Origin of the sequence: Thioalkalivibrio sp. ALJ12, assembly GCF_000378305.1 — a bacterium.
Taxonomy (GTDB): Bacteria; Pseudomonadota; Gammaproteobacteria; order Ectothiorhodospirales; family Ectothiorhodospiraceae; genus Thioalkalivibrio.
Map to the genome: position 1 here is coordinate 1 of NZ_KB899542.1, position 15,342 is coordinate 15,342.

12 protein-coding genes, 1 tRNA gene and 1 pseudogene are annotated in these 15,342 nt (G+C 63.1%); all 14 read left to right on the forward strand.

Translation table 11 applies throughout. The features are described from left to right. A pseudogene (locus F467_RS13635) lies at window positions 1-105 on the forward strand (elongation factor Tu); the annotation flags it as partial. 86 nt (window positions 106-191) lie between these two features. After that, window positions 192-267: transfer RNA gene (locus F467_RS0113065), tRNA-Trp, on the forward strand. Between the two features lie 39 nt (window positions 268-306). Continuing rightward, window positions 307-672, forward strand: a complete 366-nt coding sequence (secE, locus tag F467_RS0113070; RefSeq protein ID WP_012983545.1) for a preprotein translocase subunit SecE — start codon at window positions 307-309, stop codon at window positions 670-672. 16 nt (window positions 673-688) lie between these two features. Further along, the gene (nusG, locus tag F467_RS0113075; RefSeq protein WP_018137611.1) at window positions 689-1,222 is read left to right on the forward strand and encodes a transcription termination/antitermination protein NusG; all 534 of its coding nucleotides are present in this window, start codon (window positions 689-691) and stop codon (window positions 1,220-1,222) included. Between the two features lie 62 nt (window positions 1,223-1,284). Then, window positions 1,285-1,716, forward strand: coding sequence for a 50S ribosomal protein L11 (gene rplK / locus F467_RS0113080; RefSeq protein ID WP_018137612.1), 432 nt, complete (start codon window positions 1,285-1,287; stop codon window positions 1,714-1,716). Window position 1,717: 1 nt separating this feature from the next. After that, window positions 1,718-2,413 (forward strand): 50S ribosomal protein L1, encoded by a 696-nt coding sequence (gene rplA, locus F467_RS0113085; protein ID WP_018137613.1) that lies wholly within the window; start codon window positions 1,718-1,720, stop codon window positions 2,411-2,413. 214 nt (window positions 2,414-2,627) lie between these two features. After that, window positions 2,628-3,149 carry a 50S ribosomal protein L10 gene (gene rplJ, locus F467_RS0113090; protein ID WP_018137614.1) on the forward strand — a complete coding sequence of 174 codons (522 nt, stop codon included), beginning with the start codon at window positions 2,628-2,630 and terminating at the stop codon, window positions 3,147-3,149. A 67-nt stretch (window positions 3,150-3,216) separates the two neighbouring features. Then, window positions 3,217-3,597, forward strand: a complete 381-nt coding sequence (gene rplL / locus F467_RS0113095; protein WP_018137615.1) for a 50S ribosomal protein L7/L12 — start codon at window positions 3,217-3,219, stop codon at window positions 3,595-3,597. A 130-nt stretch (window positions 3,598-3,727) separates the two neighbouring features. Beyond that, the gene (rpoB, locus tag F467_RS0113100) at window positions 3,728-7,807 is read left to right on the forward strand and encodes a DNA-directed RNA polymerase subunit beta (protein WP_018137616.1); all 4,080 of its coding nucleotides are present in this window, start codon (window positions 3,728-3,730) and stop codon (window positions 7,805-7,807) included. 73 nt (window positions 7,808-7,880) lie between these two features. Next, the gene (gene rpoC, locus F467_RS0113105; RefSeq protein WP_018137617.1) at window positions 7,881-12,101 is read left to right on the forward strand and encodes a DNA-directed RNA polymerase subunit beta'; all 4,221 of its coding nucleotides are present in this window, start codon (window positions 7,881-7,883) and stop codon (window positions 12,099-12,101) included. 109 nt (window positions 12,102-12,210) lie between these two features. Continuing rightward, window positions 12,211-12,588 carry a 30S ribosomal protein S12 gene (rpsL, locus tag F467_RS0113110; protein WP_012983537.1) on the forward strand — a complete coding sequence of 126 codons (378 nt, stop codon included), beginning with the start codon at window positions 12,211-12,213 and terminating at the stop codon, window positions 12,586-12,588. Between the two features lie 26 nt (window positions 12,589-12,614). Further along, window positions 12,615-13,082 (forward strand): 30S ribosomal protein S7, encoded by a 468-nt coding sequence (gene rpsG, locus F467_RS0113115; protein WP_018137618.1) that lies wholly within the window; start codon window positions 12,615-12,617, stop codon window positions 13,080-13,082. 22 nt (window positions 13,083-13,104) lie between these two features. After that, window positions 13,105-15,201 (forward strand): elongation factor G, encoded by a 2,097-nt coding sequence (gene fusA, locus F467_RS0113120; protein WP_018137619.1) that lies wholly within the window; start codon window positions 13,105-13,107, stop codon window positions 15,199-15,201. 45 nt (window positions 15,202-15,246) lie between these two features. Further along, on the forward strand, window positions 15,247-15,342 hold a 96-nt coding region (locus F467_RS13230), incomplete at its 3' end, for a GTP-binding protein (RefSeq protein WP_018137563.1).

Sequence of the window (15,342 nt, forward strand, 5' to 3'; positions counted from 1 at the left end):
GTGTCGCTGATCAGCCCGATCGCGATGGAAGATGGTCTGCGCTTTGCGATTCGCGAAGGCGGCCGCACCGTCGGCGCCGGCGTCGTATCCAAGATCATCGAGTGATACAGTAGATAAGTTGAACGATCGACCGCGAGAGGCGGCGCCTGGTGCGTCGTCTCTCGCGTTTGTTTCTTGTCGATTCGATTTTTAGGCCAGTAGCTCAATTGGCAGAGCAGCGGTCTCCAAAACCGCAGGTTGGGGGTTCGAGTCCCTCCTGGCCTGCCATCTTCACCGATGGCGGCGAGTACCGGGTGATACGTATTCATGAGTGAACAATCGGAACAGACCGGCGGGCTGGATACTTTCAAGCTCGCGGTAGCCGTGGCGCTGCTGATTGCTGGCGTCATGGGCTTTTATTGGTTCTCGGACGAGTCCACTCTGATTCGTGTGCTCGGGCTGCTGGCCGTGGTCGGCGTGGCCGTGGCGATTGGCATGACCACGGCGAAGGGGCATCAGCTGGCGGCCTTTATGGGCAATGCGCGCACCGAGGTGCGCAAGATGGTCTGGCCGACCCGGGTCGAGACCACCCAGACCACGCTGATCGTCATCGCCGTCGTGATCATAATCGGGATCTTCCTCTGGCTCCTGGACATGTTCCTGGGTTGGTCCATCAGTCGCTTCATCGGATAGTCACAGGATTCTCTCCATGGCATTACGCTGGTACGTCGTACAGGCATTCTCGGGCTTCGAGGCCCAGGTGAAGCGGTCGCTGGAGGAGCGCATCGAGCGTTTCGCCATGCAGGACCACTTCGGCCAGATCCTGGTGCCTACCGAAGAGGTCGTCGAGATGAAGGACGGCCAGAAGCGCAAGAGCGAGCGCAAGTTCTTCCCGGGGTATGTCCTCGTGCAGATGGACTTGAACGACGAGGCCTGGCACCTGGTCAAGGCGGTCCCGCGCGTGCTTGGTTTCATCGGTGGCACCGCAGACCGGCCGGCCCCGATCAGCGACAAGGAAGCCGATGCCATCCTGCAGCGCATGCAGGAAGGCGCCGAGAAGCCGCGCCCGAAGGTCCTGTTCGAGGTGGGCGAGATGGTTCGCGTGATCGACGGCCCGTTCAACGACTTCAATGGCGTCGTGGAAGAAGTGAACTACGAGAAGAGCCGCCTCCTGGTGGCTGTCCAGATTTTTGGTCGCTCGACACCCGTGGAACTCGAGTTCCACCAAGTCGAGAAAACCTGACGTACCGACGTCACCACTGCTAGTCGGGGAGCCGCGAGGCGCTTGTACCCGAGGGAGTCATCATGGCGAAGAAAATCGAAGCATATATCAAGCTTCAGGTGCCCGCCGGCAAGGCGAACCCGAGCCCGCCCGTCGGGCCGGCGCTGGGTCAGCGCGGTGTGAACATCATGGAGTTCTGCAAGGCGTTTAACGCCCAGACCCAGGAGATCGAGCCCGGTCTGCCGATTCCGGTGGTGATCACCGTCTATTCAGATCGCAGCTTTACCTTTGTCACCAAGACGCCGCCGGCGGCGATCCTTCTGAAGAAGGCCGCGGGTGTGCAGAAGGGTTCCGGCGAGCCGAATACCAACAAGGTCGGCACCGTGACCCGGGCACAGCTCGAGGAAATCGCGAAGACCAAGGAGCCGGATCTGACCGCTGCGGATCTGGACGCCGCGGTGCGTACCATTGCCGGCAGTGCCCGCAGCATGGGCCTCGAAGTGGAGGGTCTCTGACATGGCGAAAATGACCAAGCGAATGAAGGCCATCCGCGAGAAAGTCGAGCCAGGCCGTCTCTATCCGGTGACCGAAGCGTTTGACCTGCTGCGTGAACTGCCGAAGGCAAAGTTCCGCGAGTCGGTCGACGTGGCTGTGAACCTCGGCGTGGACCCGCGCAAGTCCGATCAGGTCGTGCGTGGCTCGACGGTGCTGCCGCATGGCAATGGCAAGAGCGTGCGCGTGGCCGTGTTCACTCAGGGCGCGAATGCCGACGCCGCGAAGGAAGCCGGTGCCGATGTGGTCGGTATGGACGACCTCGCCGAACAGGTGAAGGCCGGCCAGATGGATTTCGACGTGGTGATCGCCTCCCCGGACGCGATGCGTGTCGTCGGGCAGCTCGGCCAGATCCTCGGCCCGCGCGGCCTGATGCCGAACCCGAAGGTCGGTACCGTGACGCCGGACGTGGCGACCGCGGTGACCAACGCCAAGAGCGGCCAGGTGCGCTACCGCACCGACAAGGGCGGGATCGTGCACTGCACCATTGGCGCGGCCGATTTCGACTCCAGCTCGCTGGCCGACAACCTGAACGCCCTGCTGGCGGATCTGGTCAAGATGAAGCCGGCGACGTCCAAGGGGCAGTACGTCAAGGGGGTCACGATCTCCACGACGATGGGCCCGGGCGTGAAGGTCGACCAGGCCTCGCTGTCGCTGTAAGAAGTTTTTTGGTTTTTGGTCGGCTGTCGCGCAAGCGGCACGCCATCCAAGACCGCAGGCGCTGCCCCGTTCGCGGGACGGCTTAATCCACCAGCCTGCGCAGATGGTGTCACCCGATTCAGGAAGTACCTGCGACGGGAGCACCGAAGTGCCGGGTTCGCCCGGTTTCACGACCGCCTCCGGGTGGTCTCACTAGAGGAGAGTCAACGTGGCTTTGAATCTCGACGACAAGAAGGCGATTGTCTCGGAGCTGGCTACGGTTGCTGCCTCGGCGCATTCCGCGGTCGCCGCGGAATACCGAGGTCTCTCGGTCGCGCAGATGACCGACCTTCGTCGGCAGGCTCGCAATTCCGGGGTCTATCTGCGGGTGGTGAAGAACAACCTCGCCAAGCGTGCCATCGAGGGTACGGATTTCGCGTGCATGCAGCCCGAGCTGCATGGCCCGCTGATCCTGGCCTTCAGTGAAGAGGAGCCTGGCTCCGCCGCGCGTCTGGTGAAGTCCTTCGCCAAGGAAAACGAACAGCTGAAGGTCCGGCTGGTGTCGTTTGGTGGGCAGCTGATGGGTGCGAACGATCTCGATCGCCTCGCCAGTCTGCCGACGCGCGATGAAGCGCTCGCAACGCTTCTCGCCACCATGAAGGCGCCGCTCGACAAGTTCGCCCGTACGGTGAACGAAGTCCCGGGCAAGCTCGTGCGTACCGTTGCAGCAATTCGTGACCAGAAACAGGCAGCCTGAATCTCATCAAGCCGTTTCTGAGCAAGTACTGAATGAATACGGGTGTTCCCCGTTAGGAGAGTAAAAAATGGCCGTTTCGAAAGAAGACATCCTGGAAGCCATCGGCAACATGACGGTCCTGGAAATCGTGGACCTGATCAGCGAGATGGAAGAGAAGTTCGGCGTTTCCGCCGCTGCCGCCGTTGCGGCCGCCCCGGCTGCCGCCGGCGGTGGTGAAGCCGCTGCTGCCGAAGCCAAGGACGAGTTCGACGTCGTCATGTCCAGCTTTGGCGAGAACAAGGTCGGCGTGATCAAGGTCGTCCGTGGCCTGACCGGTCTGGGCCTGAAGGAGGCCAAGGAAATGGTCGAAGGCGTTCCGGCGACCGTCAAGGAAGGCGCGGCGAAGGAAGAAGCCGAGAAGATGAAGGCGGAGCTGGAAGAGGCTGGCGCCACCGTCGAACTGAAGTAAAAGGCGCTTGCGCCTGTTGTTTTCGTGTACATCACGAAGCCCTGAGGCTGGCGGCCTTTTGGTCGTCAGCCTCAGCCCGTGGTGGCGCGGGTTTTTTCGCGCGTTGTTCAGCTAGCCGCCGAGGTAAGCCATGGCCCTCAGTTATACCGAAAAGAAACGTATCCGCAAGGACTTCGGGAAGCGTCCCCAGATCCTGGACGTCCCGTATCTGCTGGAAACCCAATTGACCTCCTATCGGGATTTCCTGCAGGCCGAAAAAGGTCCGGAGGCGCGTCACGCGCTGGGCCTGCACGCGGCGTTTCAGTCGGTGTTCCCGATTGTTAGCTATTCCGGTCATGTCCAGCTCGAGTACGTCAGCTACCGCCTGGGCGAGCCGCTGTTCGATGTGAAGGAATGCCAGATCCGTGGCGTGACCTACGCGGCCCCGCTGCGTGTCCTGCTGCGCCTGGTGATCCACGACAAGGAGGCCCCTGCTGGCTCCACCGTGGTCAAGGAGGTCAAGGAGCAGGAGGTCTACATGGGCGAGATGCCGCTCATGACGGAGAACGGGACCTTCGTGATCAACGGCACCGAGCGCGTGATCGTCTCCCAGCTGCATCGTTCGCCCGGCGTGTTCTTTGACAGCGACCGGGGCAAGACTCAGGGCAGCGCCCAGAAGCTGCTCTACAACGCGCGCATTATTCCGTACCGCGGTTCCTGGTTGGACTTCGAGTTCGATGCCAAGGACGGGGTTTACGTGCGTATCGACCGTCGCCGCAAGCTGCCGGCGTCGATCCTGCTGCGCGCGCTGGGCATGGATACGGAAGAGATCCTGTCCACCTTCTTTGAATTCAACCAGATCACTCTCGATGAAGACGGCGGTGAACTGGACCTGATCCCCGAGCGCCTGCGCGGCGAGACCGCCGTGGTCGACATCACCGACGGCAAGAACGTGATCGTCGAGGCCGGGCGCCGGATTACGCCGCGGCATATCCGCGAGATCGAAAAAGCCGGCATCAACCGGCTGCGCGTACCGGACGAGTACCTGCTCGGCCGCGTGCTGGCCAAGGGCGTGGTGGACGAGTCGACCGGCGAACTGATGGCGGCTGGCAATGACCCGTTGACCCAGGAGCTGCTGGACAAGCTGCGCGCCGAGGGCGTGAAGTCGGTGGAGACCATCTACACCAACGACTACGACCACGGTCCGTTCATGTCGGACACCCTGCGTCTGGATCCGACCAAGACGCAGCTGGAGGCCCAGGTCGAGATCTATCGGGTGATGCGTCCCGGTGAGCCGCCGACCAAGGACGCCGCCGAGAACCTGTTCTCCAACCTGTTCTTCTCCGAGGACCGCTACGACCTGTCGGCGGTCGGCCGGATGAAGTTCAACCGCCGTGTCGGCCGCGATACCGACGAGGGCCCGGGCGTGCTGTCACCCGAGGACATCCTCGACGTGCTGAAGGTCCTGATCGACCTGCGCAACGGCAACGGCCGTACCGATGACATCGACCACCTGGGCAACCGGCGCATCCGCAGCGTGGGCGAGATGGCGGAAAACCAGTTCCGTCTGGGCCTGGTGCGCGTCGAGCGTGCGGTCAAGGAGCGTTTGACCGTCGCGGAGAGCGAAGGGCTGATGCCGCAGGAGCTGATCAACGCGAAGCCGGTGGCCGCCGCGGTCAAGGAGTTCTTCGGTTCCAGCCAGCTGTCGCAGTTCATGGACCAGAACAACCCGCTGTCCGAGGTGACCCACAAGCGCCGTATCTCCGCGCTGGGCCCGGGCGGCCTGACGCGCGAACGTGCGGGCTTCGAGGTGCGCGACGTGCACCCCACCCACTACGGTCGTGTCTGCCCGATCGAGACGCCGGAAGGCCCGAACATCGGCCTGATCAACTCGCTGGCCGTGTATGCCCGCACCAACCGCTACGGCTTCCTCGAGACCCCGTACCGCAAGGTCGAAGACGGCAAGGTCACCGACGAGATCGTGTACCTGTCCGCAATCGAGGAGAGCCAGTACGTGATCGCCCAGGCGAACGCGGCGATGGACGACCAAGGGCGTCTGACCGACGACCTGGTCTCCTGCCGCTTCCAGGAGGAGTTCACGATCTCCTCGCCGGACAAGATCCAGTACATGGATATCTCGCCGAAGCAGATCGTGTCCGTGGCCGCCGCGCTGCTGCCGTTCCTCGAGCATGACGATGCCAACCGCGCCCTGATGGGTGCGAACATGCAGCGTCAGGCCGTGCCCTGCCTGCGCGCGGACAAGCCGCTGGTCGGTACCGGTATCGAGCGCACGGTGGCGATCGACTCCGGGTCCGCGATCGTCGCCAAGCGCGGCGGTACGGTCGATTCCGTGGATGCCGCCCGCGTGGTGGTGCGCGTGAACGACGACGAGACCGTCGCCGGCGAGCCGGGTGTGGATATCTACAACCTGACCAAGTACTCGCGTTCCAACCAGAACACCAGCATCAACCAGCGCCCGCTGGTCGCGGTAGGCGACGAGATCGCCCGCGGCGATGTGCTGGCCGATGGCTCCTCGACCGATCTCGGCGAGCTGGCCCTGGGGCAGAACATGATGGTCGCGTTCATGCCCTGGAACGGCTACAACTTCGAGGATTCCATCCTGATCTCCGAACGCGTGGTGCAGGAGGACCGCTACACCACGATCCACATCGAGGAGCTCAATTGTGTCGCGCGCGACACCAAGCTGGGCCAGGAAGAGATCACCGCGGATATCCCGAACGTCTCCGAGTCGCTGCTGGCCAAGCTGGACGAGTCCGGTGTGGTTTATGTTGGCGCCGAGGTAAACCCGGGCGACATCCTGGTCGGCAAGGTCACGCCGAAGGGCGAGACCCAGCTGACCCCGGAAGAGAAGCTCCTGAGGGCCATCTTTGGCGAGAAGGCCTCGGACGTGAAGGACACCTCCCTGCGTGTGCCGTCCGGCATCGAGGGCACGGTGATCGACGTGCGCGTGTTCACCCGCGATGGCGTGGAGAAGGATGCGCGTGCCAAGTCGATCGAGGAAGACGACCTCGCTGCGGTCAAGAAGGACCTGAAGGACCAGCTGCGAATCTACGAGGACGATATCTACGCCCGCGTCGAGAAGCTGCTGCTCAACAAGGCGGCTGCCGGCGGTCCGGAAGGGCTGGGTGACGGCTCCAAGGTCACCAAGAAGTACCTGCAGGGCCTGTCCCGCAACCAGTGGTTCGAGGTGCGCCTGAAGGACGACGCCGTGAACTCGCAGCTCGAGGACCTCGGTCGCCAGCTGCAGGAGCAGCACGAGCTGTTCGACAAGAAGTTCGAGCACCAGAAGGCCAAGGTCGCCGCGGGCGACGACCTGCCGCCGGGCGTGCAGAAGATGGTCAAGGTCTACGTGGCCGTGAAGCGCCGTCTGCAGCCGGGCGACAAGATGGCCGGCCGCCACGGGAACAAGGGCGTGATCTCGATGATCGTGCCGGAAGAGGACATGCCGTTCCTCGACGACGGGACCCCGGTCGACGTGGTCCTGAACCCGCTGGGCGTGCCCTCGCGCATGAACGTCGGGCAGGTGCTGGAGGTTCATCTGGGCTGGGCCGCGAAGGGGCTGGGCGACAAGATCAACCGCATGCTCGAGGCGCAGGCCGAAATCGCGAAGCTGCGCGAGTTCCTGGGCAATATCTATAACCACCGTGACAAGAAGGTCGACCTCGACTCCATGTCGGACGCCGAGATCATTGCGCTTTGCCGCAACCTGCGCGGTGGCGTGCCGATGGCGACGCCGGTGTTCGATGGTGCCGAGGAGGCCGAGATCAAGGAGATGTTGCGGCTGGCCGATCTGCCCGAGACGGGGCAGGCCGAGCTGTTCGACGGCCGTACCGGTGACTCCTTCGATCGCCCGGTGACCGTCGGCTACATGCACATGCTGAAGCTGAACCATCTGGTCGACGACAAGATGCACGCGCGGTCGACCGGTCCGTATTCCCTGGTCACCCAGCAGCCGCTGGGCGGCAAGGCGCAGTTCGGTGGTCAGCGCTTCGGCGAGATGGAGGTCTGGGCGCTGGAGGCCTACGGTGCCGCCTACACCCTGCAGGAAATGCTGACGGTGAAGGCGGACGACGTGCAGGGCCGCAACAAGATGTACAAGAACATCGTCGACGGCGAGCACCACATGGAGGCCAACGTCCCCGAGTCGTTCAACGTGCTCATGAAGGAGATCAAGGCGCTCGGCATCAATATCGAGCTGGAGCAGGACTGATCTCCTCCGATCCGAATGTGATCCGAAGGGGTGCAGGGCACCCCTCGACCCAAAGCTTTGTGAGGCATAGCGAATGAAAGACCTCCTCAATCTGTTCAAGCAGCAGACCCAGCCGGAAGAGTTCGATGCGATCCGTATCGGCCTGGCCTCCGCGGACCAGATCCGTTCGTGGTCCTTTGGCGAGGTTAAGAAGCCGGAGACCATCAACTACCGGACCTTCAAGCCGGAGCGCGATGGCCTGTTCTGCGCCAAGATCTTCGGCCCGGTGAAGGACTACGAGTGCCTGTGCGGCAAGTACAAGCGCCTGAAGCACCGGGGTGTGGTCTGCGAGAAGTGCGGCGTCGAGGTGACCCAGACCAAGGTTCGCCGCGAGCGCATGGGGCACATCGACCTGGCCTCGCCGGTCGCGCACATCTGGTACCTGAAGAGCCTGCCGTCCCGCATCGGGCTGCTGCTCGACATGACCCTGAAGGACATCGAGAAGGTGCTCTACTTCGAGTCCTTCATTGTGATCGACCCGGGCTTCACCACGCTGGAGAAGGGCCAGCTCCTGACCGACGAGGAATACCTCGAGGCGATGGAGGAGCACGGCGACGACTTCACCGCGATGATGGGTGCCGAGGCCGTGCTGAGCCTGCTGAGGGAGATGGACCTGCAGGGCGAGGCCGCGAAGCTGCGCCAGGATCTGTCCGAGACCGGGTCCGAGACCAAGATCAAGCGTCTGGGCAAGCGCCTCAAGCTGATCGAGTCGTTCCTGGAATCCGGCAACAAGCCGGAGTGGATGATCATGTCCGTGCTGCCGGTGCTGCCGCCGGACCTGCGCCCGCTGGTGCCGCTGGACGGTGGTCGCTTCGCGACTTCCGACCTGAACGACCTGTATCGCCGGGTGATCAACCGCAACAACCGTCTGCGCCGCCTGCTGGAGCTGAACGCCCCGGATATCATCGTGCGCAACGAAAAGCGCATGCTGCAGGAGTCCGTGGATGCGCTGCTGGACAACGGCCGTCGCGGTCGTGCGATCACCGGCACCAACAAGCGCCCGCTGAAGTCCCTGGCTGACATGATCAAGGGCAAGCAGGGCCGCTTCCGCCAGAACCTGCTCGGCAAGCGTGTCGACTATTCCGGCCGTTCCGTGATCGTGGTCGGCCCGACGCTGCGCCTGCACCAGTGTGGCCTGCCCAAGCGAATGGCGCTGGAACTGTTCAAGCCGTTCATCTTCGGCAAGCTGCAGCGCCGTGGACTGGCGACCACCATCAAGGCCGCCAAGAAGGCCGTGGAGAAGGAAGGTCCCGAGGTCTGGGATATCCTCGAAGAGGTGATCCGCGAGCATCCGGTGATGCTGAACCGTGCCCCGACCCTGCACCGCCTGGGCATCCAGGCCTTTGAACCGGTGCTGATCGAGGGCAAGGCGATCCAGCTGCACCCGCTGGTCTGTGCCGCGTTCAACGCCGACTTCGACGGTGACCAGATGGCCGTGCACGTGCCGCTGTCGCTGGAGGCCCAGCTGGAGGCGCGCACGCTGATGCTGTCCTCCAACAACGTACTGTCGCCGGCCAACGGCGAGCCGATCATCGTGCCGTCGCAGGATATCGTGCTGGGTCTGTACTACCTCTCGCGCGAGAAGGTGAACGCCAAGGGCGAAGGCATGACCTTCGCCGATGTGGACGAGGTGCATCGCGCCTACGAACACAAGCTGGTCGACCTGCATGCGCGCGTCACCGTGCGCATCGCCGACACCATGGCGGATGTCGCGGAAGGCGAGCCGCTGCCGTCCATGCGCGTGGAGACTACCGTCGGTCGCGCGATCCTGTCGCGCATCATGCCGAAGGGGCTGCCGTTCGAGCTGATCGACCGCGAGCTCAGCAAGAAGACCATCTCCGCGCTGATCAACTCCTGCTACCGTCGCCTGGGCCTGAAGGACACCGTGGTGTTCGCGGACCAACTGATGTATGCGGGCTTCTACTATTCGACCCGCGCCGGGGTCTCGTTCTGCTCGGATGACATGGTCATCCCGGACGAGAAGCAGCCGATCCTGCAGAACGCCGAAGAGCAGGTGAAGGAGATCGAGGAGCAGTATGCCTCGGGCCTGGTCACCAAGGGCGAGCGCTACAACAAGGTCGTGGACATCTGGTCGCACTGCAATGACCAGGTCGCGAAGGCGATGATGGAGCGGCTCGGCAAGGAGCAGGTCACCAACGCCGAGGGCGAGACGGTCGAGCAGAGCTCGTTCAACTCGATCTTCATGATGGCCGATTCCGGCGCGCGTGGTTCTGCGGCCCAGATCCGTCAGCTGGCGGGGATGCGTGGCCTGATGGCCAAGCCGGACGGCTCCATCATCGAGACGCCGATCACCGCGAACTTCCGCGAGGGTCTGAACGTCCTGCAGTACTTCATCTCGACCCACGGTGCGCGTAAAGGTCTGGCCGATACCGCGCTGAAGACCGCGAACTCCGGTTACCTGACCCGCCGTCTGGTGGATGTGTCACAGGACGTGGTGGTTACTCAGCACGACTGCGGGACCCAGCAGGGCCTGGTGATGAAGCCGATCATCGAGGGCGGGGATGTAGTCGAGCCGCTGCGCGACCGCGTACTGGGTCGTACCACGGCGGTGGACGTCCATCGCCCGGGCACCGACGAGGTTCTGGTGCCGGCGGGCACGCTGCTGGATGAGGCAATGGTCGACAAGCTGGACGAGGCCTCGGTGGACGAGGTGCTGGTGCGCTCCGCGATTACCTGCGAGACCCGCCAGGGCATCTGCGCCAAGTGCTACGGCCGCGATCTGGCCCGTGGCCACGAGGTCAACGAGGGCGAAGCGGTGGGCGTGATCGCCGCGCAGTCCATCGGCGAGCCGGGCACCCAGCTGACCATGCGTACCTTCCATATCGGGGGTGCGGCCAGCCGTGCGGTTACGGTCAGCGCGATCCAGGTGAAGAACGCCGGGTCCGTGCGTCTGCACAACCTGAAGACCGTCACCAACAAGGCGGACAACCTGGTTGCGGTCTCGCGCTCCGGGGAGCTGGGTGTGATCGACGACCAGGGGCGCGAGCGTGAGCGCTACAAGATCCCCTACGGCGCCACCATCACCGTCAAGGATGGAGATGCGGTCGAGGCCGGTCAGGAAGTCGCGACCTGGGATCCGCATACCCACCCGATCGTCACCGAGGTGGGCGGCTACATTCGTCTGGCGGACTTCGTCGAGAATGTCACCGTGACCAAGGAGACGGACGAATTCACCGGTCTGTCCCAGAATGTGGTGCTCGATCCGAAGAGCCGCTCGAGCGCAGGCAAGGACCTGCGCCCGACCGTCAAGCTTGTGGATGATGATGGCAACGAGGTGTACATCCCGGGCACCGACATGCCCGCGCAGTACATGCTGCCGGCCAATGCGATCTTCAATCTCGAGGACAATGCCCGCGTCGAGGTCGGTGACGTTATCGCCCGCCTGCCGCAGGAGTCGTCCAAGACCCGCGACATCACCGGTGGTCTGCCGCGTGTGGCCGATTTGTTCGAGGCCCGCCGTCCGAAGGAGCCGGCCGTGCTGGCGGAGATCTCCGGCACCGTCTCGTTCGGCAAGGAGACCAAGGGCAAGCAGCGCCTGGTGATCACGCCGGACAAGGGTGATCCGGTCGAGATGCTGATCCCGAAACTGCGCACCGTGAACGTGTTCGAGGGCGAGCGCGTGGAGCGCGGCGAGGTTGTGGTGGACGGTGAGCTGGACCCGCACGACATCGTGCGCCTGCGGGGTGTGACCACCCTGGCCGAATACCAGGTCCAGGAAATCCAGGACGTCTATCGCCTGCAGGGCGTGAAGATCAATGACAAGCACATCGAAGTCATTGTTCGTCAGATGATGCGCAAGGTGAACATCGTCAACCCAGGCGACACCAAGTTCCTCGCGGGGGACCAGGTGGATCGTGTGCGGGTCCTCGAGGAAAACGAGAAGCTCGGTGACGACCAGCAGCCGGCGACCTACGAGCGTGTGCTGCTCGGCATCACCAAGGCGTCGCTGGTGACGGAATCGTTCATCTCCGCGGCCTCTTTCCAGGAGACCACCCGCGTGCTGACCGAGGCGTCCACCCGTGGCGCCCGTGACGATCTGCGTGGCCTGAAGGAGAACGTGATTGTGGGTCGCCTGATCCCGGCCGGTACGGGGCTGGCATACCACAAGGAACGCCGCCGCAAGCGCGAGCTGGAAATGCCGGAGTTCGAGAGCGTCGAGGAGGCGTCAGCGGTCACCGCCGACACCGAATCCGATGCCTCGGGTCCGGAAACCACCGGGGAAGGCTCCGAATAGCCTCCCCTTCTGTTGACACTTCAGGGGGCGGCGATTAGAATTCCGCTCCCTCGACAGGCCGGTCACGGCGCCGGCCTGTCGTTATTTTTAGGCTAGGAGAAAGGGTTTCATGGCCACGATCAATCAGTTGGTACGCAAGCCCCGCAAGCGCCCCGTCGAGAAGAGCGACGTGCCGGCGCTGCAGGGCTCGCCGCAGAAGCGCGGGGTATGCACCCGTGTCTACACGACCACGCCGAAGAAGCCGAATTCCGCGCTGCGCAAGGTTGCGCGCGTGCGTCTGACCAATGGCTACGAAGTCAGTAGTTACATCGGCGGCGAAGGCCACAACCTGCAGGAGCACTCGGTGGTCCTGATTCGCGGCGGTCGTGTAAAGGATCTTCCCGGTGTGCGTTACCACACGGTGCGTGGCTCCCTGGATACCCAGGGTGTGCAGAACCGCACCCAGGGTCGTTCCAAGTACGGCACCAAGCGCCCGAAGAAATCCTAACCGTGTACAAGAGCGGGAACTGAGACATGTCGAGAAGAGCAGCTGCCCCCAAGCGTCACATCCTTCCGGATCCGAAGTTCGGAAGCGAGCGCCTGGCCAAGTTCATCAATACCGTGATGCGTGACGGCAAGAAGTCGGTCGCAGAGCAGGTCGTGTACGGCGCGCTGGACCAGATTGAGTCCAAGCAGGGTGATGGCATGGGTGCACTGGAACGCGCGCTGGACAACATTCGTCCGCGTGTCGAGGTGAAGTCTCGTCGCGTGGGCGGCGCCACCTACCAGGTGCCGGTCGAGGTGCGTTCGGTTCGTCAGGACGCCCTGGCGATGCGCTGGGTCGTGGAAGCGGCCCGCAAGCGTGGCGAGCGGACCATGGCGCTGAAGCTGGCGGGCGAGCTGATAGATGCCGCCGATTCCAAGGGCTCCGCCGTGAAGAAGCGCGAAGACACTCACCGCATGGCGGAAGCGAACAAGGCGTTCGCCCATTTCCGCTGGTAAAACCGATTTAGAGAGGCTCAACGTGGCACGCAAGACCCCACTGAAGCGCTACCGGAACATCGGGATCAGCGCGCACATCGACGCCGGCAAGACGACGACGACCGAGCGCATCCTGTTCTACACCGGTCTGTCGCATAAGATCGGCGAGGTCCATGAAGGCGCCGCCACGATGGACTGGATGGAGCAGGAACAGGAGCGCGGGATCACCATCACTTCCGCGGCGACCACCTGCTTCTGGCAGGGTATGGCCAAGCAGTTCGATGAGCACCGCGTTAACATCATCGATACCCCGGGGCACGTGGACTTCACCATCGAGGTGGAGCGTTCCATGCGAGTGCTCGACGGTGCGGTGATGGTGTACTGCGCCGTGGGTGGTGTGCAGCCGCAGTCCGAGACCGTCTGGCGTCAGGCCACGAAGTACTCGGTTCCGCGGATGGCCTTCGTCAACAAGATGGACCGCGCCGGCGCCGACTTCCTGCGTGTCTACGAGCAGATGAGAGAGCGTCTGCAGGCGAACCCGGTCCCGATCCAGCTGCCGATCGGTGCCGAGGATAACTTCCGGGGCGTGATCGATCTGGTCAAGATGCAGGCGATCTTCTGGGACGAAGATAACTTCGGCATCTCCTTCGAGTACAAGGACATCCCCGAAGAGCTCAAGGCCGAGGCGGAAAAGTGGCGCGAGAACATGCTCGAGGCCGCTGCCGAAGCCAATGAAGAGCTGATGGACAAGTACCTCAACGAGGGTGACCTCAGCGAGGAAGAGATCAAGCAGGCGATTCGCCATCGCACGATCGAACTCGAGATCGTGCCGATGTTGTGCGGCTCCGCGTTCAAGAACAAGGGCGTGCAGGCCATGCTCGACGCGGTGGTTGAGTACCTGCCGTCGCCGGAAGAGGTCAAGGCGATCAAGGGCGTGAAGGCCGGGACGGAAGAGCCGGTCGCGAAGCACGCCTCGGACGACGAGCCGTTTGCCGCGCTCGCGTTCAAGATCATGACCGACCCGTACGTGGGCTCGCTGACGTTTGTACGTGTCTACTCCGGGGTGCTGAGCGCGGGTGACACCGTGCTTAATACGCAGAACAATCGCCGCGAGCGCATCGGCCGCATCCTGCAGATGCACTCCAACTCCCGCGAGGAGATCAAGGAGCTGCGCGCAGGTGACATTGGTGCGGTGGTTGGCCTGAAGGATCTGTACACGGGGAGTACCCTCTGCGATCCGAATAATCCGGTCGAGCTGGAACGCATGGAGTTCCCGGAGCCGGTGATCTCGATCGCGGTCGAGCCGAAGACCAAGTCGGACCAGGAAAAGATGGGTATCGCGCTGAACAAGCTGGCGCAGGAAGACCCGTCCTTCCGTGTGCGGACTGACGAGGAGTCCGGCCAGACGATCATCTCCGGCATGGGTGAGCTTCATCTCGAGGTCCTGGTCGACCGCATGAAGCGCGAGTTCAAGGTCGAGGCGAACGTCGGTCAGCCGCAGGTGGCGTACCGCGAGACGATCAAGAAGAGCGTGGAAACCGAAGGCAAATTCGTGCGCCAGTCGGGTGGTCGCGGCCAGTACGGTCATGTCTGGCTGCGCATCGAGCCGCAAGAGGCGGGCGACGGATACGAATTCGTCAACGCCATCGTCGGTGGTGTCGTGCCGAAGGACTACATCCCGGCCGTCAACAAGGGCGTCGAGGAGCAGATGGCCAACGGCGTGCTCGCCGGTTACCCGGTGGTGGACGTAAAGGTCACGCTGTTTGACGGCTCCTACCATGACGTTGACTCGAACGAGATGGCGTTCAAGGTGGCTGGTTCGATGGCCTTCAAGGAGGGTGCGTTGAAGGCTGGCGCCGTGCTGCTGGAGCCGATGATGAAGGTCGAGGTGGAGACGCCGGAAGAATACATGGGCGACGTGATGGGCGATCTGAACCGACGTCGTGGCCTGGTCAAGGGTATGGAGGATATCGCGGGTCAGAAGCTACTGAAGGCCGAGGTCCCGCTGTCCGAGATGTTTGGCTATTCGACGCAGCTGCGCTCGATGAGCCAGGGTCGCGCCACGTACTCGATGGAGTTCGAAAAGTACTCCGAGGCGCCGGCGCAGGTCGCCGAGGCTGTGGCGGCGAAGGCCTCCTGAACCGAATCGCGTAATCCGAAAGAACTGTAGAAAGAGGTTTGAGCTGTGTCCAAGGAAAAGTTCGAGCGTAAGAAGCCGCATGTGAATGTGGGGACGATTGGTCATGTGGACCATGGCAAGACCACGCTGACGGCGGCGATG